The 23,250-nt window shown below is 74.9% G+C and carries 5 protein-coding genes; all 5 read left to right on the forward strand.

The window, feature by feature from the left end; translation table 11 throughout:
- A complete protein-coding gene (locus ACIP60_RS00685) occupies window positions 1-16,317 on the forward strand; it encodes a hypothetical protein (RefSeq protein ID WP_400678684.1) in 16,317 nt (5,438 codons plus the stop codon).
- Between the two features lie 166 nt (window positions 16,318-16,483).
- The gene (locus ACIP60_RS00690; RefSeq protein WP_400678685.1) at window positions 16,484-19,411 is read left to right on the forward strand and encodes an AfsR/SARP family transcriptional regulator; all 2,928 of its coding nucleotides are present in this window, start codon (window positions 16,484-16,486) and stop codon (window positions 19,409-19,411) included.
- A gap of 284 nt (window positions 19,412-19,695) precedes the next feature.
- Complete coding sequence (locus tag ACIP60_RS00695; protein ID WP_400678686.1) at window positions 19,696-20,352, forward strand: hypothetical protein; 657 nt, start codon at window positions 19,696-19,698, stop codon at window positions 20,350-20,352.
- A 97-nt stretch (window positions 20,353-20,449) separates the two neighbouring features.
- Window positions 20,450-22,303: a hypothetical protein gene (locus ACIP60_RS00700; RefSeq protein ID WP_400678687.1), complete on the forward strand. Its 1,854-nt coding sequence runs from the start codon at window positions 20,450-20,452 to the stop codon at window positions 22,301-22,303.
- Between the two features lie 16 nt (window positions 22,304-22,319).
- On the forward strand, window positions 22,320-23,249 hold the full coding sequence (locus ACIP60_RS00705; protein ID WP_400678688.1) for a hypothetical protein: 930 nt from the start codon (window positions 22,320-22,322) through the stop codon (window positions 23,247-23,249).
- Window position 23,250 lies beyond the last annotated feature (1 nt).

Below are 23,250 nucleotides of genomic sequence, written 5' to 3' on the forward strand. Positions count from 1 at the left end.
ATGGCTGTCGAACTCCCGGAGCCGCTCCAGTGGGTCCTGTTGCTGCTCGCCGGAACGCGTTGGCCCGAGGCCGACGAGGACCAGCTCCGCGACATGGCCGAGCACTGCCGCAAGGCGGCCGACTCCCTCAAGGACGCGGCGCAGAGCGCTGATTCGACCATCAAGCGCGCCCTGGACGGCCAGAAGGGCGCCGCCGCCGACGCCCTGGGCACGTACTGGGACAAGTACTCGGTCGGCAAGGGCACCGAGCAGGACCCCGGCTACCTGCCCGGCGCGATCAACGCGCTCAACGGCATGGGCGACATGCTGGAGCAGGTGGCCAACTCCGCGGAGACCGCCAAGATCCAGATCATCGCGCAACTCGGCATCCTGGCCTTCGAGTTGGCCACCGCCGAGGCGGAGGCCCCGTTCACCGCGGGCGCCTCGCTGCTCGAGGTGCCGGTGATGATCGCGGCCAGCCGGGTGGTCGTCTCGCAGCTGCTGAAGAAGCTGCTCAAGGAGATGCTCGAAATGGCGGCCAAGCAGGCCGCCCAGATGGCCGCGATCAACTTCCTGGCCCAGGGCATCGAGCTGGCCGAGGGCCACCGCAAGAGCATCGACATGAAGGAAGTCGGCCAGAACGCCCTCGGCGGCGCGGTCGGCGGCGCGTCCGCCCACCTGATCGGCAAGGGCATCGGCGCGGCCGGCAAGAAGATCGGCGCGGAGAGCGCGCTCAACTCCACCGCCGGCAAGATGGCCACCGGCGCGGCGGTCGGCGTCGGCGCGGACGTCTCCACCCAGCTGATCACCACCGGCAAGGTCGACAGCGAGTCCCTGCTCGGCTCCGGCCTCTCCGGCGGCGCGGGCGCGGGCCTGCACGCGGGCGCCTCCGCGATCAAGGGCCACGCCAACGCCCCCACCCCCGCCGAGGCCCCCAAGCTCGACCTCCCCGGCAGCACCGGCAGCACCGGCGGCGCGGGCCACGACGGTCCGCCCACCTTCAACAAGCCCGCCACCTCCTCCGGCGACAGCGCCTACCACGGCCCGTCCGGGACGACCTCCTCCGCTTCCGACAGCGGTGGCAGCACCGGTGGCGGATCGGGGGCGGGCACGCACGGCAGCAGTGCCGACACCGGCTCGCTGCTCGGCGCGAGTGCCGGTGCCGGTGCGGGCGCGGGCGCGGGCGCGGGCGCGGGCGCGGGCGCGGCGGTGGCCGCCGGTGCCGGTGCCGGTTCGTCCGGCGGGCACAGCTCCGGGACGACGGGCGCGGGCGAGTCGAAGGTCAACGGCCTGACGCCGTTCGGCTCGGCCCGCAGCGCCGGGGACACCCCCGACACCCACCCGACGACCGCGTCCACCTCCTCCGCCGCGCACGAGACCCCCGCGCCCACCTCTTCCGCCGCGCACCAGACGGCCGCGCCCGCGTCCCACGAGCAGGCGGGCGTCCGGAGCCAGGACAACTTCGCGCCCCGCGCCGACACCCCGGCGGCGACGCCGAAGGTCGAGTCGGTGATGCCGCGCCAGGAGTCCGCGCCGACGCACGAGACCGCCGCTCCCCGGCAGGAGTCCGTCCCGCAGGTGCACGAGGCCGCCGTTCCGCGTCAGGAGCAGTCGGCGCCGGTCGCGCACGAGACGGTGACGCCGCGTGCGGAGCAGGCCGTCCCGCAGACGCACGAGGCCGCCGTTCCGCGTCAGGAGCAGTCGGCGCCGGTCGCGCACGAGACGGTGACGCCGCGTGCGGAGCAGGTCGCCCCGCTGACGCACGAGGCCGCCGTTCCGCGCCAGGAGCAGTCGGCGCCGGTCGCGCATGAGACGGTGACGCCGCGCGCGGAGCAGGTCGCCCCGCAGTCGCACGAGACGGTGACCCCGCGTCAGGAGCAGTCGGCACCGGTCGCGCACGAGCAGGCCGCGCCGCGCGCGGAGCACAACAGCACGCCGGTGCACGAGACGGTGACGCCGCGTGCGGAGCAGGTCGCGCCGCAGACGCACGAGACCGTCGTTCCGCGTCAGGAGTCCGCTCCGGCGCACGAGCAGGCCGCGCCGCAGTCGCACGAGACGGTGGTTCCGCGTCAGGAGTCCGCTCCGACGCACGAGACGGTGACCCCGCGTCAGGAGCAGCCGGCTCCGGTCGCGCACGAGCAGGCCGCGCCGCGCCACGAGCAGGCGGCCCCGGTCGCGCACGAGGGTGCCGTGCCGCGGCAGGAGTCGGCTCCGGCGCACGAGAACGTGCCGACGCACCAGGAGCAGTCCGCCGCACCGCGTCCGGAGCACACCGCCGCGCCGCGTCCCGAGCCGGTGGCCGCGTCCGTGGCCGCCGGGTCCGGTGCGGTGCACGAGAGTGTCCAGGCCGGTTCGCAGGGTGTCGGTGGGCTGGGGTCGGTGCCCGGTCTGTCCGGTGCCGCCCACCTGGGCAGTGTCGGGGAGGGCGCCACCCACCTCGACGGCGGGACCCGGATCGCGGGTGGTCAGGCCCACGCGCAGTCCCGGCCGGGTACGCAGAACACCCCCGACCAGACCGCCCCGAACGGCCTGGCCGACGGCGCCGTCCCCACGGGCGTGCCGCAGAACCAGGCGCCGACGGGCGCCCCGATGACCGGTGCGGGCTTCGCCCCGGGAGCGATGGGCGGCGGCGGGCACCCGGGCGGCGGGTCGTCCCGCGGCCCGGTGGGGACGGGTACCCCCAAGGCCGGGGGCACGGGGACCGTCTCGGGCGGGACCAAGCGTTCGCACCAGGAGGCGTTCGGCAGCGAGCACGCGGGCGGGAACACCAACACGCTGGGCCGCAGGATCGCCAACCCGCGCCGCCGGCCCGCCGGGGCGACCCCCGAGCAGCCGCCGGTCCGCACCGACCACCAGGCGACCGGCCCCGCGCGGCAGGAGCCTTCGCAGCACGAGCCCGCGTCGACCACCGGCAACCGTTCGACCGGTCCCGTCGAGCAGCGGCCCCACCAGGACACCGGCACGCCCGGGACGAACGACCGCAAGCGCGGCCGGGACGACCGGGACGACGAGGGCGGCGCCGAGCGGGACGCCAAGCGGCGCCGTACCCCGGCGTACGAGAACACCGACGGGGTGATGAACGACCGCGGCTACCGCTCGTTCGGCCCGGAGCACCCGCTGAGCCAGGACCTGGTGCAGCACCTCGGCGGCACGGGCAAGCCGCACCCGGAGATGAGCGACGGCCTGCTCCAGAAGGTCAACCCGCACCAGGAGCCGGTCAACGCCGGGCCGGACTTCCGGCGCGGCAACGACCTGAACGCGTGCCTGGAGAACGTGGAGGCGTACCGGGACACCCACTTCGGGCGTCCGCGGGTCTCGGGGCAGACGCTGCACGGCACGGTGGAGCCGATTCCCGGCAACACGCTGTGGAAGCGGCACGACGGGCCCGCGCTGTTCGGTGAGGGCGGTCCGGCCGTCCAGAAGCTGATGGAGCAGGTCAAGGAGGGCGGTCCGGGTACCTTCGCCACGGTGCTGGGTACGGGCAAGCAGGGTGACGGTCACGCCGTCGCGCTGGTCCACGACCAGGACGGCACGCTGCGCTGGGCCGACCTGACCGACCGCAAGGTCACCCCGGCGGACGGCAACCTGCCGGAGAACTTCGGCAAGGACTGGACGGTCTGGGCCTCCGTCGCGGACCCGCACGAGAACAACATCTCCGGGCCGCACGACCAGAACTTCATGGACACCTACTCCAGCTTCACCCGCCCCGAGGAGCGGCCCGTCCCGGAGCAGTCGCACACCGACCAGCCGCACACCGACCAGCCGCACACCGACCAGCCACACGTCGACCAGCCGCACACCGACCAGCCGCGCACCGAGCAGTCCCGTCCGGACGACGGCTTCGGCACGGTGACGAACTCCGGCCAGCGCCAGGACGAGACGGACATCATCCAGCAGCACGACAGCGAGGCCGCGGCCTCCGGCGACGGCCCGGTCAAGCTGAAGTGGAACGCGGACGAGAACAAGTGGACCAGGTCCGAGGACGGCCCGGCCGACCCGAACGCGTTCTCGAAGTGGATGGACGAGGACTTCGGTACCCGGAAGAAGACCCCGGTCGAGGTCGACGTCGACCGCCTGTCGCAGCCCGAACTCCACCAGTTCGCCGACATGCTGATCCGCAGCGACTACCCGCAGACCGCCACCAAGGTGCTGGAGCGGGCGCACTGGCTGGACGAGCAGGCCCGGCAGGGGAACGGCGAGGTCGCCGACCCCCGCAAGCACCTGTTGGCGACCGGCGACGAGATCGTCGGCAAGGGCGGCCAGCTGCGCGACCGGCTCGAACTCCTGACGGACCACCAGCGCTTCGAGGCGGAGTACCCGTCGCCGCAGGAGCGGCTGCAGTACGCGCGGGAGACGGTGCGGCAGGGCCAGGAGCTGGACCGCCTGCTCAAGGGGCACGTGACGGGTGCCGCGGACCACGGCGGCCTCTACCACCTGCGCAACGAGTACGGTCCGCTGAGCGGCCTCTCCGAGACCCTGTTCGATGCGCACCCGACCGGCGGGGGGCAGCGCACCCCGCTGGCGCTCGACCCGCAGAAGATGGACATGGTGCGGAACAAGCTGCGCGAGTTCCGCCGCGACCAGGCGTACGCCGACGTGCCCACCGGCACGCAGTGGAAGACCGTCCAGGACGAGATCAGGAACGGCGCCGGCAACGAGCGCCCGCCCGGGTCCGAGACGCCCAGGACCGACGACCCGAACGCGCCGAAGCCGGAGGACTCGAACGCCCCGAAGTCCGAGGACCCGAGGACGCTCACCCCCGAGGACCTGGCGAACCTCCCCGAGGACCTGGCGACCCTCCCGCCGGAGAAGCGGGCCGACTTCGTCCGCGCGCTGTCCGAGCGCAACCTCGGCGACCTGCACGCCCAGGTCGACCCGCACCTCAAGGCCGACCCCGAGCTGCGGGGGCTCTACGACTCCCTCCAGGACCTGCCCTACCGGCTCAAGCACTCCACCCCGGCCTACCACGCCATCGCCAACTCCGGCATGCTCTCCTCGCAGGGCGACCTCAAGCGGCGCGACTTCAAGTTCATGGCGTCCGGGAAGAGCAGCGGCACCAACACCAGCAGCCTCGGCAACGACGACTTCGCCTTCTTCCGGATGGAGGTCGGCAACGAGAGGATGGTCACCCGCTACGGCCCCACCACCATGGTGTTCGGCCCCGAGATCCTCTCGCACTACGACGGCTGGGTCTCCCTGCACGACCAGCTCGAACCGCTGGACCGCAAGGCCATGCAGGAGTTCAAGCTGCCCGACGGCGAGGTCGTGCGCACCACCGAGTACGCCAACGGCGCCACCACCACGGGCCAGAAGAGCAAGTGGGAGCACACCTACCCGGGCAGCGGCGGCACCAAGCAGCCGACCACCTTCGACCGGGAGGTCTTCCACGGCAAGGACGTGGTCGAGGGCCTGGCGCTGTCGGTCGTCCAGGAGGTGCACCGGGCCGGGCCGGCGCTCAAGGAGCACGCGGTCAAGCTCAACCAGGAACTGACCGCCGCCAAGGGCGAGTTGGAGACGGTCCGGGGCACCGACGGCGAGGCCGCCGCCCAGGCGCGGGTCAGCAGGGCCGAGAAGGACCTCGGCGACCTGGTCTCCCGGCTCTACCGCCCGGAGGCGAAGTTCGGCTCCGGACTCCCGATCGACCCGCGCCCCGGCCACGAGCCGAACCCGAACGGCGAGGCCCGCCCGCCGTTCCGGCCGCTGCTGGTCCACAACGCGGACGGCGACGGCCGCTACCGCGGCGACGGCACCCTCGACCCGCTCGCGTTCACCGCCGCCCGGATGTCCGACCGGGTCGACGACCGGCAGCGCGAGGGCGAGAAGAACTACGCCAAGGGCGAGACCAGGTCGAACCTCGGCGACGCGCTGCGCCAGTACGAGCCCGCCGTCTCCGCCGCCCGGAAGTCCGTGGCCCGCACCGAGGAGTTCGTCCGGCAGACGGAGGAGGAGGTCCGGAACCTCCGGCAGGAGCCCAACCCCGGCCCCGACCACCGCAACCGGCTGGACGCCGCCGAGCAGCGCGCCGAGCAGGCCCGGACGATGCTGGAGGAGCGCCGCGCCAAGGAGCGGGAAGTCACCGAGCGCACCGCCGAACTCCAGCAGCGCAAGGCCGAGTTGGACGAGCAGCACCGGCAGCAGCAGGAGGAGCGGCAGCGGATCGAACGCGAGGAGCGGGAGGAACGGCAGCGCAAGGCCGAGGAGAAGCAGCAGCGGAGGCAGGAGAAGGCCGCCCGCCGGCAGGGCGTGGTCCAGGCCCGGGGCGACGAGAACACCGGCTCGCCGAGCACCGGCGAGAACGCGCCGAAGGCGTCCAAGGGCCAGCAGGCCGAGGAGTACATGGGCCGCTTCCGCAGCACCGACTCGGAGACCCTCTCCGTCCCGCTGACCGGACACGACGAGGCGAGCATCCGCCGCAGCGTGCTGGAACTGCACGACCTCCGCACGCCCGAGGACGCCAAGAACTTCGGCAAGCACTTCGCCACCTGGATCGACGGGAACCGGCAGGGCCCGCTCGCCGGCATCGAGAAGCAGACCCTCGACGGCGTGATCAAGAACCTGGTGAAGCCCGGCAGTACCGGCCTGGACACGCCCGGCCCGTTCCGCGACGCCTACTTCACGGCACTGGCGAAGAACCTCGGCCGCGACGTGGTGCTCACCCACGACGGGAACGAGCTGAACCGCTACTCCGGTACGGAGGGGGGCGGCCCGGGACGCGAACTCCGCCTGGAACAGCCGAACGCCGACACCCCGCCGGTCACCCGGCCGGAGGGCAGCGGCACCAGCACCCCGGCCCACCACGGCAACGACGGCACCCCCGGCCCCTCGCGCGGCTTCGGATCGGCCCCCCGCACCACGGCGCCCACCGGCCAGCAGGGCACGGACCACGGCGGCCCGTCCGTCCACAGCACGAACCAGCACGACCAGGTCCAGCACGATCCCGCGCAGCACGACCAGGTCCAGCAGCAGACCGACCACCAGGACACCGACCAGCAGCAGCACGTCCAGGACCCCGCGCCGGGCCACGAACCGCTGCTGCCCCCGGTCGGCACCGCCGAGCACGGGCTGGTCCGCGACCCGGTGGAGTTCCTGTCCCGCACCCCGGTCTCGGTCTCCTTCGCCGACGGCGTCATGAGCCGCACCCCGGGCCTCCAGCAGCGGGACGCGTTCGCCTTCGTCGACGCGTTCGAGCGCAGCAGCGAGCACTGGTTCACCCTGGAGCGGGACCCGAACGCCCCGGCCGGGCGCGACGCGTACGTCCTCACCCCGGCGTGGGAGAAGTACGCGGAGCACGACCCGTCGTTCCCGCGGCCGTCGAACGGGGTCGCGCTGCCCGCGCCGAAGCCCGACCACGAGTACGTCCGGGCCGGCTACATCCCGTACAAGCAGGGCCGGCCGGTCAGCGACGCCGCGATCGGCAGCGCCGACGTGGTCCGCAACCCCGACCCGGCGCGGCCGGGCGACGGGCTGGTGTTCACCGGCGGCATGAACGGCTGCGCGCTGGCGGTCACCGACGTGGGCCCGAACTCCTTCAAGGTCTGGCACGTCCAGTCGTACTCGGCGACCTCCAACCTGGGCCCGGCCGCCGACTTCCGGCTGCGCCACCCCGCCACGGACTGGTTCGGCGTCGACGAGTACGTGACGCCCGGCCAGGGCCAGCTGTTCGAGGCCACCAACGTGCTGCGGCACGGCCCGGACGGCTGGGAGGTGATCAGCCAGGAAGTCATCAAGACCCCGGGCGACCACCACATCGGGCGGCAGAGCAGCCGGCCGCTGAACCTGACCCCGCCCACCGGGCCGGAGTTCACCGGACGCACCGTGGGCCTCTACCACCCGGTGGCCACCGAGCAGGTCCAGCGCTTCGACGGGAAGGCCGCCCGGCTGCTCCGGGAGGTCCCGGAAGGCTGGATGCGGGACACCGTGCGCAACGAGATCGACGGCCTCCACGACCGGCTGGCGGCCCAGGAGCAGACCCTCGCCGACCTCCGGCAGCCCGGCACGACGCCCCAGCAACTGCGGACGGCCGCGGACACCCTGCGGAACAACGGGGTGCTGAACGAGCAGGCGGCGAACAACAGCGCGATCATGCTGGAGAGCGCCCTGCGGATGGCCTTCAACGAGCCCGCCAGCAGGCCGTTCTCCTTCAAATCGCACGTCGAGGCGCTGGTCGAGGAGTTCCAGCCCGGCCAGAACGCGGGCTGGATCGACGGCCTGCACCGCGAGACCGACGCGTACCTCCAGTCCGCGCCCGCCCCCGTGACCGCGCACCAGCCCGGGTTCGGCTCGGTGCCCACCCCAACCACCGACCACGTCCCGACCACCGACCACGTCCCGACCACCGACCACACCCCGGCGCCCGGCGGCGACACGCCGCGCGGGCACACGCCGGACCCGATGCAGCTGGACAGCCCGATCGAGCCGACGGCGCCGACCCCGTCGGTCGAGCACCGGACGGAGCCCGACCCGGACCCGATGCAGCTGGACAGCCCGACCGTCGCGACGGCGCCGACCTCGCCGGTCGAGCACCGGACGGAGCCGGAACCTGACCCGATGGTCGTGGACCGGGACGGTGACACGGCGCAGGACCTGCCGAACCCGCGCAAGCGCGGACGTGAGGACGACGAGGACGGGCAGAACGCGCAGAACGAGCGGAGCGAGCGGGACGAGCAGGACGAGCAGGACGGGGCGACCGCCGAGCGGGACGCCAAGCGGCGCCGTACCCCGGCGTACGAGAACACCGACGGGGTGATGAACGACCGCGGCTACCGCTCGTTCGGCCCGGAGCACCCGCTGAGCCAGGACCTGGTCGGCTACCTCGGCGGCGAGCCGAAGGTGCACCCGGCGATGAGCAACTCGCTGCTCCAGAAGGTCAATCCGCACCAGGAGCCGGTCAACGCCGAGGCGGGCTTCCGGCGCGGCAACGACCTGAACGCGTGCCTGGAGAACGTGGAGGCGTACCGGGACACCCACTTCGGGCGTCCGCGGGTGTCCGGGCAGACGTTGCACGGCACGGTGGAGCCGATTCCCGGCAACACGCTGTGGAAGCGGCACGACGGTCCGGCGCTGTTCGGTGAGGGCGGTCCGGCCGTCCAGAAGCTGATGGAGCAGGTCAAGGCGGGTGGTCCGGGTACCTTCGCCACGGTGCTGGGTGCGGGCAAGCAGGGTGACGGTCACGCCGTCGCGCTGGTCCACGACCGCGACGGCACGCTGCGCTGGGCCGACCTGACCGACCGCAAGGTCACCACCGCCAACGGGTCGATGCCGGAGCACTTCGCCCAGGACTGGACGGTCTGGGCCTCCGTCGCCGACCCGCGCGAGAACAACATCTCCGGGCCGCACGACCCCGCCTTCATGGAGCGCTACAGCACCTTCGGCGGCGAGCGCCCGCACGACGACACCGCCGACCCGATGGACATCGACGGGTTCGGCACGCCCCGCCCCACCGGCTCGGAGCAGGCCGACGCCGCCGTCAAGACGCCGGAGCAGCAACTCCCGCGCGAGAACCGGCCGGACGGACCGGAGGACGACGGCTCCGGCCCGCAGCCCGTCAAGCCCGTCGGCGGCGGCCCGCTCGGCGGCAACGGCGGCAGCCACGTCGGCGGCCCCACCACCAACGCCGGGGGCCACCCCGGCAACGGCGCGACGACCCGCCCCCGGGCGGCCTCGGCCCCGCCGGAACTCCGCTCCCAGCCCGGACCCGTCCGCGAGCAGCGACCGCCGTCCCCCGAGACGTCGCAGGCCAAGGACGGCAAGAGCGGCAAGAGCGGCAAGAGCGACGAGGAGACCGTCAAGGACGCGGCCAAGGACACCTCGGAGGTCAAGACCGAGGTCAAGCCCGAAGCCGTGGTCAAGCCTGAGACCGAGTCCGAGGGCACGGTCAAGTCGGAGGGCGCGCCCGAGGACGCGGCCAAGGACGCGGTCAAGGACACGACCGGGGACGTCGTCGAGCCGCCCGCGCAGAAGACCGAACCGCCGCTCGAGACAGCGGAGTTCCCGCCGGCCGGGCCGCTGGTGAAGGTCTCGGCGGACGGTCTCTGCCTGCTCCACTCGCTCGCCGTCGGCCTGCCCGAGCTGGCGGGCAACGGGAGTGCGGCCCGGCGGCTCCAGGCCGTGGTCGAGGAGCACTTCGCCACACTGCCCCCCGAGCACTGGCCGACCGAGGTCGTCACCAACTACCGCAACGACTTCGTCGCCCGGGGCAACGCGACCGAGCGGCAGCTGCTCGAGTACCTCCCGGTCGCCGACCGCGACGGGTACCGGGGGCTGCCGATCAACGAGCTGCGGGAGATCGTCGGCGCCCACCTCACCGAGAACGCCCCGCCCCCGTTCCCGCACGAGCGGCAGGCGCTGCTCGACACCGTCCGGGGCTGGGAGTCCCGCTGGCGGACCAACCCGGGCGAGATGCTGCCCGCCGCGGCCGCCCACGCACTCGACCTCCGGCTGCGCGTCCTCGACCACGACGGCGCCACCCTGGCGGTCTTCGGCCCCCAGGACGGCCGGCAGGTGACGGTGTACCGGCAGGGCGACCACTACGACGGCAGCGTCCCGCCGTCGTCCCCGGGGGAGACCCACATACCCCCGGTCGAGAAGTCGACGACCACGACCACGACCGCGCCGGAGCAGCAGCAGGAGCAGAAGCCCGCGCCGGAGCAGCAGCAGGAGCAGAAGCCCGCCCCGGAGCAGGAACCGAAGCAGCAGCAGGAGCAGAAGCCCGCCCCGGAGCAGCAGCAGGAGCAGCAGAAGTCGCCCGCCCCCGAGGGGGCGAAGACGACCGCGGTGGACGGGGCGCCCCGGCCGATCGCCGGGACGGACCTGGTGGTCGGGCTGAGCGAGAACGAGGCCGCGGTCCGGGACCAGGTGATCGCGGCGATCGAGCACGCGGTGCCGGGGGACCGTGCGGCCGCGCGGGCGTTCGCCGAGGCGTACTTCGGGCCGGCGACGCTGCGTCCGGTGCTCGGGGCGCTGTCCCGGGGCGAGGTGTGGACGGCCCCGTTCGAGGGTGACGGGTGGAGCGGCAGCGTGAAGTTGCGCGGCCGGGTCACCGAGTCGACGCACCTGCGGACGGAGAAGATCGAGTTCGAGAACGGCGCCGACCGCACGGTGGCGACCGGCGGCAACCGCGACTCGCAGTGGCAGTACAACGTGGGCCTCCAGGCCAAGCAGACGGCGGGGATCACCGAACCGGCCGAGCTGGTGGGGTACTTCCACGACCGGGGCCAGGCCGAGGTCAGCATGGACCTGGGTGGGATGGTGGCGCGGTCGAAGACCTCCGAGCCCGCCGACGTGTTCAGGTCGACGATGCGGCTGGAGCTGGACTTCGGTGACCTGCGCCACGAGGACGTTCCGGTGCGGACCGCGTCCGGCGGGCGCACCGCGCAGGTGGACCTCGGGATGACCGTGGCCGTTCCGGTGCGGCCGGCGGTCGACGCGGGCGGCGAGCAACGGGTGCCCCCGCAGCGGCTGTTGGACGGCCGGGTCGGCGGGCAGGAGGTCGTGCTGGACCTGTCGCCGCAGGGCGGCGGCGGCCGGGGCGGGCGCCGTCCGGTGGAGGCGCTGCTCGACCACGTCGACCAGGCGGGCAAGCAGGAGTTCGGCAAGGACTGGCCCGCGATGCGGGAGAAGGTCCTCAACGAGGTCGACTTCGCGCGCCTCCAGCGGGACTTGAAGTCCATGACGGCGGACGAGCCGGTCGCCGTCACGCTGAGCGACCGGCGCGGCCGGACCCTCGGTACGGTCGAGATCCGGGCCCGGGTCGGCGAGTTGCACCAGGTCGGCACGACCAAGGAGACCGAGTTCAACATCGGCACCACCGTCCAGCAGGTCCGCAGCACGGCGACCACCCGGGGCAACGCGGGCCAGCTCGGGCTGTCGAACGTGCTGAAGCCGGGCGCGGCCCTGGCCACCGTCGGCGGCGCCGGGCGGCTGGGCCGGGACCGGGTGGAGATCACCGGTGACAGCCGGGTCTCCCAGCTGACCAGCAAGTCGAAGGTGCCCGGAGTGCTCTACGACGGCTCCGTGCACTACGAGTTGACCTTCAACGGCAAGGGCACGGCGCACGACGCGGGCACGGCCGACGTCCGGCTGCTGGTCGACCGCGCGGACACCAAGCCCGCCGCCGAGAACGTCAAGTCCGATGCGGTGGAGCCCAGTTCCACCAAGGGCGAGTCCGCGAAGACCGAGTCCGCGAAGACCGAGGCGGCCAAGACCGAGGCCGGGACGGCGCCGGTGCTGCACGAGGTCACCAGCCCGCCGGACTCGGTGTGGCGCGGCGGCGACCGGGGCGGTCTCGGCGAGAGCGTCGTGGTCCGTGACCTGGAGTCGACGGTCGCGCTGCGCCAGGCGGTGGACGCCAAGGGGCGGGAGCGGTTCGGCAAGGACTGGGACGCCGTCCGCGAGCAGGTGCTCCAGGGCTTCGGCCAGCCGAACCTGGCCGCCCGGCTGACCGGGATGACCCGGGGCGAGCCGCTGGTGGTGAAGGTCCCCGGCAAGGAGGACCTGGTGGTCACGGCCACCGCCCGGGTGCGGGAGATGACCTACCGGCGGGAGGACGGCAAGGCCGAGCTGAACACGGTGAACGAGTCCAGCGCGTTCAGCGTGGAGCGGCAGCTGCTGGCGCGCACCGTGGCGGGCAACGGCCAGCTCGGCGGCACCGTCCCCAAGGGCACGCCCGGCGCGGACCTGCTGGCCACCGGTTCCGGCCAGCAGCGCGAACGCGCGGGCGGGCAGGGCCGGCAGGCCGACCGGGTGTACGCCAACGGCAAGTACAGTGCGGCGCAGGTGATCTACGGTGCGGAGCTGACCGTGGACGTGCACTTCGGGCGTCCCGGCGAGTCGCTGCCGGGCGGGCGTTCCGAGACCTCGGCGCCGGTCCGGGTCGAGGTCGGCCTGGAGGCCGGGGACACCGTCAAGGTGCAGGCGCCGCGCACCGAGGACGGCACGGTCTCCTTCCAGCGGCCGAAGAACCCGGCCCAGGGCACCGCGGCGTCCGCCGCCGCGAAGACGCCCAAGCCGGACGCGACGCACACCGCGCCGCCCCGCATCCGCGCGCAGGGCGAGCTGAACGCCTCGTACGTGGTGCACAGCCTGAGCGGCGCGGACAAGGTGCGCGCCACGGTGGAGGAGGCCGTCCGCTCGAAGTACGGCGAGCCGTCGGAGGAGGTGCGCCAGCAGCTCGGGGCGGCCTTCGACCGGGTCGCGCTCAAGACGCAGCTGTCCCAGCTGACCCGTGGCGGGAAGCTCACCGAGACGGTCTCCGGCACCACCTGGAAGGCCGAGGTCACCGTCACCGCCCGTACGGGGGAGTCGAGTTACCACTCCTCGACGTCCAAGTACGAGTTCGAGTCCGGTACCCGCACCTCCAGCGGTCAGGGCAACCTGCGGGACCGCCGCAACCGTCTGGACGGCGGCGGCATGTTCAAGGCGAAGACCCCGGTGCTGGACGTCGCGGGCGGCTACACCTACCGGGTGGACCGCACGTACGGCCGCAACACGGAGACCGTCGGCTCGACCTCGAACCGCGGCAAGCACGTCGAGCCCGCCGTGCTGTTCGACGTGAACACCGCGTACGACGTCAAGGTCGAGTTCAAGCGGCTGGGCGTCTCCGACGGCTCGGTCACCCACCAGGTCGACACGGTGGCCCGGGTGGCGGTGCCGGAGCGCGACGCCGTCCCGGTGTCCGGGGCGGTCGAGCGGACCACCGCGAAGCAGCCCAGGGGCTTCGTGGAGGGCCGCCGGCTGGACTCCTCGGCCATCGTCACCGACGTGCACGCCCTGTCGGAGCGGGTCCCCCGGAAGGGCAAGGACGGCAAGGAGGAGCAGCGGCCGAGCCTGGGCGAGTCGATCCGGGCCCAGGTGGAGTCCGGCTGGAAGCCCGGGCGGGGCGGCGCGCGGCCGTCCGGGCCGGGCGGGACGGAGCGCAACCCGTTCGGCAGCGACTGGACGGGCATCAGCCGGAAGCTGGACGAGGAGCTCACCCCGGACCGGCTGCAGTCCCGGCTGAAGGGCATGACCGCCGGTGACGAGATCGTGGTGCGGCACGGCCGGACCACCGTCCGGGTCGGCGCCGTGCTGCGCGACCGGATGGAGCACCTCGGCGACTCCGGCACCACCGAGTTCAACGCCGGCACCGACGTGCAGCGCACCTTCGCGCACACCGACGGCACCGGCACCGCCCACAACGGCACCGTCGGGCTGACCGGCGCGGCCCCGGTGGGCCACGGGGTGGTCTCGGTGACGGCCGGCCTGACCGGCAGCGGCGGGCGCGGCCACGACCACGGCGACGTCCGGACCGGCTCGACCTCGGCGGGCATGGCCACCAAGGCCAAGCTGCCCGGCAGCGCCTACCGGGGCGAGGCGGAGCTCCAGTTCACCATCACCCGCAAGCCGTGGGTGGGCCCCTCGGTCCACCAGCGGCGCACCGCGACGGTCGGCTTCGAGACCATCGTGGAGAGCGGCGAGACGGTGCCCGTGAAGCCGGTCGCGGACCCGAAGGCCGAGGCCGCCGCGAAGGCCGCCGAGGCGCCGCCGGCCACCGTCCCGGCGAAGGCGCCGGAGGCGGTCAAGGTCCCCGTCCCGCCGGAGCGGGTCTGGGACACCGGGCTGCGCGACACCGACGTGCTGCGCTGGCTCGGCGACGTCGGCGGCGTCCAGGACCTGGTGCGGCTGCGCGGCCCGGAGTACTTCGGGAAGTCGGCCTGGCAGGACATGGCGCCCGTGGTCGGCACCGTCACCACGCACAGCCACCTGTCCGCGCTGTTCGGCACCGCCAGCCAGGGCGGGGAGATCGCCGCGACCGTCCCGACCAAGCGGGTCGCGCTCGGCGGCGGCAAGGGCGTCGAGGTCGGCGTCAAGGTGGTCTCGCTCGAACACCGCGACAACGACAACGCGGTGGAGCTCAGCCCCGCCAACACGACCGCGTCCGGCACCGTCCACTCCGAGCTGTCCTCGAAGTACGCGGGCGTCCAGGGCCAGGTCGGCGCCAAGATCACCGGCGACGTCACGCACAACCCGGCGCTCACCGGCGGGGCCCAGCGGCTGTGGCGCGAGGGCGGCAGCCAGGGTGACTCCGGCCAGACCGTCTCGAACGGCAAGTTCGGCTCCCCGGCGGCCCGGTACCAGGGGTACGCCGAGGTCGAGGTGACGTTCTTCGACAACGACCGCAAGCCGGTCACCGAGAAGGGCGTGGTGCCCTTCACCGTGGACATCCCGCTCTCCGAGACCGGCACCTCCGAGGTCCCCGGCGACCAGTACCTCGCGTTCACCGGCGACCGGCGCGGCGGCGAACCGCGCTTCACCGAGGGCAGCCGCCCGTTCGACGAGGTGCTCGGCGAGGTGCACGGAGCGGTGGACGGCGGCGGCCGGCCGTACGACCACGCCACCAGCACGCCCGCCCAGCGCGAGCAGCTGGCCGGCACCGCCCGGCTCGGACGGGCCGTCTACGGGCGGGAGTTCACCGCGGACACCGCGAAGGGACTGGCCCACGTCCGGGCCGCCCACCGGCTGGTCGAACTCTCCGGCGGCAGCTCCGAGTCCGCCGCCCGCCTGCTCGGCAACCTGCTCGGCACCCCCGCCGGGGAACCGCTGCCGGTCACCGAGGTGCGCAAGGTGCTCGACCACGTCGAACGGCGCAGCACCGAAGGGCCGTTCACCCTCGACGACCTGGTCACCGGCGCCGAGCAGGGCTGGTCCGCCGAACAGCCGTACGACGTCCACCGCGAGACGTGGACCGACCACGGCCCGGCCAACGGGCTGCTCACCGCCGCGATGGCGACGGCCGCCGACGCGTTCGTCCCGCTGCTCGGCAACGGGACGGCGAACGGCGCGGCGGCGAACGGCGCGGCGCCGGGCGGCGGCGGGGTGCTGCACCTCACCGTCAGCGGCGAGGGCGCCGAACTGCCGATGCACCGGCAGTTCCCCCTCCGGGACGGCAGCGACCCGGTGGAGCAGATCCGGGACCTGGAGGCGTCCACCTACCTCAAGCCGGGCACCTCGCCCCGGGAGGTCACCGTCCGGCTGTCCGGCCCGTCCGAGAACGGCCAGGACTGGGACTACCGGGTCACCACCCGCTCCGACCGCAGCCGCGAGCTGATGCTGCGCCACCGCAGGCCCGAGGAGGAGCCGGTGGTGGAGCAGGAGCAGGGGCAGGGGCAGGAGCAGGGGCAGGTGCAGGAGCAGGAGCAGGCCCCGCAGCAGGAGCAGGCGGACGTGCAGGTGCAGGCGTCGGAGCAGGCGGACGTGCGGGGTGGTGGCGGCAGCTCCCGGGCCGACGCCGTCGCGGCCCGCGTCGCGGCGCTGCGCGCGTTCGTCGGGGGCCTGGGGACGCCGCCGGAGGTGTCCGCCTGACCGCACCGCGAGGAGACGGCCGCCGGACCCGGACCCGAGCCCCGGCCCGGGTCCGGCGGCCGTTCCGGCCCGTCGGGCCGCCGTTCCGGCAGGCCCGGTGGCATGCACCGGATAACGACCGGATAGCCTCCCTGACCGGACAAGGCACCACGGTGGGGGGTACACGGTGAAATTCCGGCTGCTCGGGGCGGTGGCCGCAGACGGCGCCGAGGGCGAGCTGCGGCTCGGACCGGAGAAGCGGCGCAGCCTGCTCGCGCTCCTGCTGCTGCGCCGCAACCGCGCGGTGTCCGTCGCCCAGCTCACCGAGGCGCTCTGGGTCGACGAACCGCCCGCCAACGCCCGCACCGTCGTGCAGAGCCACGTCTCCCGGCTGCGCGCCCTGCTCGCCGAGGCCGGAGCCGACCGGCACGGCGTCCGGCTCACCACCGCGGGCGACGCCTACACCCTGCGCCTGCCCGAAGGGCTGCTCGACGTCGAGCAGTTCGACGCCCTGGTGGCCGCCGCCCGCACCGAGCGGCGCTCCACCGAGGTGGTCGGCGCCCTCGAACACGCCCTCGGCCTGTGGCGCGGCCCCGCCCTCACCGGCACCGTCCCCAGCACCCCGCTGGAAGCCTGGCGGCAGACCCTGGAGGAGAACCGGCTCGCCGCCGTCGAGAGCCTCGCCGACCACCTCCAGCGGCTCGGCGAGCCCGCCCGCGCCGCCGAACTGCTGCGCGCCGAGACGGTCGCCCACCCGCTGCGCGAGTCCCTGGTCTCCGCGCTGATGCTCGCCCTGTTCCGGGCCGGCCGGCAGTCCGACGCCATCACCTGGTACCACCGCACCCGGGACTCCCTCGCCGACCGCCTCGGCGTCGACCCCGGCCGGGCCCTGAACGCCGCGTACGAGCGCATCCTGCGCGGCGAGGGCGCGCCCGGCGGCCCGGACGCCGGGTCGGGCACCGGTCCGGGCGCCGGGTCGGGCGCCGGTCCGGACACCGGGTCGGGCGCCGCCGCTGTGGACACCGGGTCGGGCGCCGCCGCTGTGGACACCGCGTCTGCCTCCGCGTCCGGGACCGCCCCCGCCGGTGCGCCGGGCGTCCCCGGGCCGCGCACCCGGCCGCGGTCGGCCGCCCCCGTGCTCACGCTCGCCGCGCCCGTCGAGGCCGCGGACCTGGCCGCCGCGCTGCCCGCCGTCGACCTGCTGCCCCGCCCGCCGCGCGGCTTCTACGGCCGCTCCGCCGAACTCGCCGCCCTCGGTGACGCGCTGCGCCCCGGGCCGGACGGCGCGATCGCCCTGGTCACCGGCCCCGCCGGGGTCGGCAAGACCGCGCTCGCGCTGGACTGGGCGCACCGGCACGGCCACCGTTTCCCCGACGGGGTGCTGTTCGCCGACCTCGGCGGGTTCAGCGACCGTCCCGACCGCGAACTCGGCGACGTACTGGCCGAGTTCCTCGCCGCCCTCGGCACCGCCCACGAGGACCTGCCGCCCACCCTGGCCGGCCGCGCCGCCCTCTACCGGCGCGCCACCGCCGACCGCCGGCTGCTGGTGGTGGTCGACAACGCCCGCGAGTCCGAGCAGGTCCGCCCGCTGCTCCCGGCCGGCACCGACTCCGCCGCCCTGGTCACCAGCCGGCACCGGATGCTCGGCCTGGTCGCCTCCGAACTCGCCCGCCCCGTCCCGCTGTCCGTGCTGCGCCCCGAGGAGTCAGCGGCCCTGCTGGCCCGGGTGCTCGGCCCGTCCCGGATCGCCGCCGAACCCGAGGCCGCCCGCGAACTCGCCGAGCTGTGCGACGGGTTGCCGCTCGCGCTGCGGATCGCCGCCGCCAAGGCCGCCGCCGACCCGCGCCGGGGCCTGGCCGCCGTCACCGAGCAGCTGCGCCACGAACAGCGCCGGTTGAGCCACCTGGCGGCCGAGGAGATCAGCGTCACCAGCGCCCTGCGGATCTCCTGCGAACAGCTCCCGCCCACCGCCGCCCGGCTGTTCCGCACCCTGGGCCTGCACCCCGGCCCGATGGTCGACCCCTACGCCGCCGCCGCCCTCGCCGACCTCGAACACCCGGACGCCGCCCAGGCGTTGGAGCAGCTCGCGGCCACCCACCTGATCACCGAGACCGGCGCCGAGCAGTACACCCTGCACGACCTGGTCTGGCTGTACGCCCGCCAACTCGCCGCCGAGACCGACCGCGCCGAACAGCGCACCGCCCGGGCCCGGCTCGCCGACCAGTACCTGTACACCGGCCTGGCCGCCGCGCAGTGCGCCGAACCCGGCAGCAAGCCCTGCTGCGAACCGCCCGCCGCCAGCCACCGCCCGCGCGCCGTACCCGAGTTCACCGCCGTCGAGGACGCCCTGCACTGGCTCGGTGCGCACCGCGAGACGCTCGCCGAGGTGATCGCCACCGCCGGCCCCGAACGCGCCTGGCGGCTGGTGCTCACCCAGTGGCCGCTGATCCTGCGCCGGGTCCGCGACGGCTGGGTGCCGCAGCTCCAACTCGCCCTGGAGGCCACCGTGGAGACCGGCCACCTGGACGGCGAGAGCCAGGTCCGGGCGCTGCTCGGCTGGGTGCTGGTCTCCAACCGCCGCCTGCACGAGGCCGCCGCCTGCCTCACCCCCGCCGCCGAACTCGCCGCCCGGGCCGGCAACCAGGTCGGCCGGGCGATCGCGCTGATCAACCTGGCCGCCGTCCACTCCGAACTCGCCGACCACACCGCCGCCGGAGCCGGACTCGCCCAGGCCCTGGAGATCGCGCTGGCCGCCGACCACCCGCACACCGTCGCCCTCGCCCTCCAGCACCTCGCCCGCCACCACCTGGACGCCGGACGCCCCCGCCCCGCCCTCGACCACGCCCTGCACGGCATCTCGCTGAGCACCGGCGAACGGCCCGGCCCGCGCCGCGTCCTGCTGCACACCGCCGCCGGCGAGGCACTCTCCGCGCTCGGCCGCCACCCCGAGGCCCGGGCCCGGCTCGGTGCCGCTCTCACCGAGGCCGAACAGGTCGGCCACGACGAGGCCACCGCCGAGGTCCTGCGCGCCCTCGCCCGCGCCGAGGACGCCGCCGGACACGCCCACGCCGCCACCGCCCACCGCCGCCGGGCCGACCTGCTGTCGCCCGTCTGACCGGCCGTCGGCCACCGCCGTCCGCGGCGTGTTCCGCGTCACCTCCGGCCGTGGCAGCGGAACGTTAACCAGGCGCAGCCGAAAGGCAAACGCCCCCCGGCAGGATGGCGGCACGGCAGTGCGGACCCGCCCGGCCGGCCCCAGGCGCGCGCACGGCTCCGGACCCGCCCCGCCCCGCCCCCCGGACCGGCCCGGCACCCTCCGCCCGCCGGAACGGACCGCGCCGACCCGCAGCGGCGCGCGGTCCGCGGACACGGGAGACCTGAAGACCCTGGAGGGGCGCGGTGGCGGGCGAGACGGTGCAGATCGACCTCGACGAGGTGCAGGCGGCGGCCACGGCCATCGCCGGACTGCTCGACGAACTGAACGGGCCGGTGAACCAGTTGGAGGCCGAGGTCAAGCAGGTCCAGGACGCGGTGTACGGCACCGACCTGCTCGGCAAGGCCCTGGTCGGCGACAGCTCCGCCGTCGGCGGCCTCGGCGCCCACCAGACCCAGGTCCTGGAGGGCATCAAGGCGTTCCTGCAGAACGCCGCCGCCGTCGCCGCCAACCTCCGGACCATGGCCGCCCGCCACCAGAGCATCGACGAGGAGCACGTCGCCGACCTGCGCCGGATCACCACCACCGGCGGCGACGGCGGTACGGGGAGCGGCGGTACGGGCGGCGGGGGCGCGGGCGGGACGGTGCCGCTCCCCGTCACCGCGCCGCTGTCCGGGCCGCCGTCCGCACCGGTGCCGCTCCCCGTCACCGCGCCGCTGTCCGGGCCGCCGTCCGCACCGGTGCCCGCCGCCGTACCCGAGCCCGGGTCCGCGCCCGAGACCGCGCCCGCGCCCGGCATCGGGTACCACGACCCGACCGCACCCGACCTCGACTACAACGAGCCCGTCCCGCACCCCGAGGTCCACCCGGGCGGCGGAGGCGGCCGGCTCAACTACATCTGACGCCCCGTCTCCGTCTCCGTCATCCGGCCCTGCCGCGCCCCGCCCTGCCGCTCCGCGCCCGCCGCCTCCCCGACCGTCCCCGAGAGAGCCGCCCGCCATGATCCAGCTGCCCGCCGAACTCGCCGACGTGCTCAAGACCGTCCAGAGCAACGAGAACGGCAAGGACATCTTCTTCCCCGACGGCAACGAGGACCTGCTCGCGGACCTCGCCGCCTCCTGGGACCGGTGGAACGAGGCCGCCGACGGCCATGTGCAGGCGATCGTCCAGGCCGCCCAGCGGGCGATGGCCAGCATGTCCGGGCCGGCCGCCGACAGCTTCGCGCAGTACCTGCGGAAGTTCGCCTCCGGGGCCGGTTCGCACGTCGCCACCACGCTCCAGGCCGGGCAGGCGATCGCCCTGACCCTACACGGCGCGGCCCAGGCGGTGACCGGCACCAAGAACGAGATGATCCGCGAACTCCAGTACGCCAAGGAGTACATGGCGGCCCACCCGGCGGGCAAGAAGAGCGACATCGCCCAGTCCGAGGGCGTCAAGCAGGCCGCCGCCGTCTACCACCAGTACATCGGGCAGGTCGGCAACGGCGTCGACACCATGCTCCGGCAGAGCGCCGGCCACATCGCCGAGATGACCGGCATGGCCAGGACCTGCGCCCTGAGCGGCAGCGGCGGCGGCCCCGGGACGGGCGGCCCCGGCGGGAGCGGCGGCCCCGGCACCGGGCTGGACGGGATCACCCCGCCGCCCGGCGGCGACGGCGCGGGCGGGGCGGGCGGCTCGGGCAGCGGCCCGGACGGCGGCGGCTTCGGCTCCGGGGCGGGCGGCGGCGCGGGTGGCGGCGCGGGCGGGACGGGCAGCGGCCCCGGCGGTCTCGGGGGCCTCGGGGGTCTCGGCGGGGGGAAGACGTCCAAGATCCAGCCGTTCACGCCGCTCACCCCCGGCGTCCCCGACCTCACTTCCGGCAGCGACGGTCTGCCGGTCTACTCCTCCCGCCCGCTCAGTCCCAGTGGGGGCCTGAGCCTGGCCGGACTGTCCGGGCCGGACCCGGGCGGCGCGCTCGGCGGGGGCTCCGGCTCCGGCGCGCTGTCCCCGTTCGGGACCGGGTCCGGGGCGGGGGCCGGGGCGTTCGGCCTCGGCGGTGGCGGTGGCGCCCTGGCGGGTGGGACCGTCGGCGCAGCCGCCAACGGCCTCGGCGGAGCCGCCTCCGCCGTCGGCCGCGCCGGGGCCGGACTCCTCTCCGCCGCCGGGTCCGGACGTGGGGCCGGACCCGGCGGCACCGCGGGCGGCGCGCACGGCCCCGGCGGCACGGGCGGCGGACGCGGCGGCGCGGGCAAGGACGGCAAGAAGGGCAACCGCTTCCTCAGCCCGACCCGCTTCGGCGCCGAGTCCGAGGACGGGGAACGGCCCCAGGGCGACAGCGGCATCCTCGGCCAGGCCGCCGAGACCGACCCCCGCGACCGCAAGTGGCAACTGGCCCGCCGCCGGTGGCTCGACGACGCCCGCGCCGAAGGCGCTTTCGCCGTCCCCGAGACCGAGGCCGCCCCGGCCGAGACCCCCGTCACCCCCGCCAGCGAGAGCGACGCACTCGCCCTGCTCACCGGCGTCCTGCGCGGCACCGACGACGCCGCGGGCGACGACCCGGACGTCCTCGCGGACGGCACCACGACGACCGCCGACGCCGACGCCACCAAGGGCCGGGACGCCACCACCACCGCCCCGGCCACCGACCGCGACGACGCCTACCTCGACCGCGCCCGCTCCGCCGCCGCCCGCCGCGGCCACCCCGACGCACCGGACGCACCGGACGCACCGGCCGTGCCGGACGCACCGGCCGCCACGCGCCCGGCCACCGCGGCGGCCAAGCCCGCACCCATCCGGGAGGAAGGCGGCTACCAGGTCCCCAGCCCCTTCCTGCGCGCCGCGCTCACCCGCCTCGCCGTCCCGACCGCCGACTGAACCAGGAGAGGAACCCATGACCACCGACGAGCCCGCCTGGTTCACCACCCCGGCCCACACCATCCGCCGCCACCCCGAGGACCCCGTCCCCGCCCGGTTCGGCCTGCCCGACGCCGTGGAACCGGCCCGGGCGGGGGCGGCGCTGCCCGAGGGCGTGGAGCACGCCCGGATCGGAACGTTCCTGCCCGAGGGCGTGATCCCGGCGTACTCGGTGCGGACGGCTCCGGAGGCGGGAGTCCCGGCGGAGTTCGGCGACGGCACCACGCCCGCGTACTCGGCGCGGATGGTGCCGAAGGCGGGGATACCGGCGGAGTCCGTCGAGGGTACGACTCCCGCGTACCGGGTCGGGGGGCTCGCCACGGCCGGGGTGCCGGCGGAGGGTGCCGGGACGGTGGACGCGGTGTTGAAGCAGGGGGCCGGGGTGCCGGCCGGTGCGGCGTTGACGCCCCGTCGGCAGACGGCCGCCCCGGCCGCCCCGGCCGCCCCGGCCGCCCCGGCGGCGCGGGCCGGGGGCACCGGGAACGCCGGGGCGGGCTTCCGGGTGGACCCCGGGCAGTACCTGGCGGCGGTCTCGCCGCTGCTCGCGGCGTCCGAGCAGGTGGCCGCGCTGAGCAGCGCGCTGGGCGGGTACCTGCCGTCGCTGGAGGCGCAGGACCCGTGGGGGAAGGACGACTCGGGCAAGAAGTTCGCGGAGGGCGAGAAGGGCTACCTGAAGTACAGCCACGACACCCTGGCCGTCCTCAAGGAGCTCTCCGGCGACCTCAGGAACATCGCGGACGGCCTGAAGTCCATGGGCGAGAACTACCAGGACGCCGACGCCGCCATCACCTCCGGTTTCGGCGGCCGGGACCAGGGCGGCGCGCCGCTCCCCCCGCCGCCGTCCGCGCCCGGTAACCCCGTGCACGTCCCGATGACGCCGCACCTCACCCAGAGCGGAAGGCACTGAC

This window comes from Kitasatospora sp. NPDC088783 (genome assembly GCF_044750705.1).
GTDB classification, from domain to species: domain Bacteria; phylum Actinomycetota; class Actinomycetes; order Streptomycetales; family Streptomycetaceae; genus Kitasatospora; species Kitasatospora fiedleri.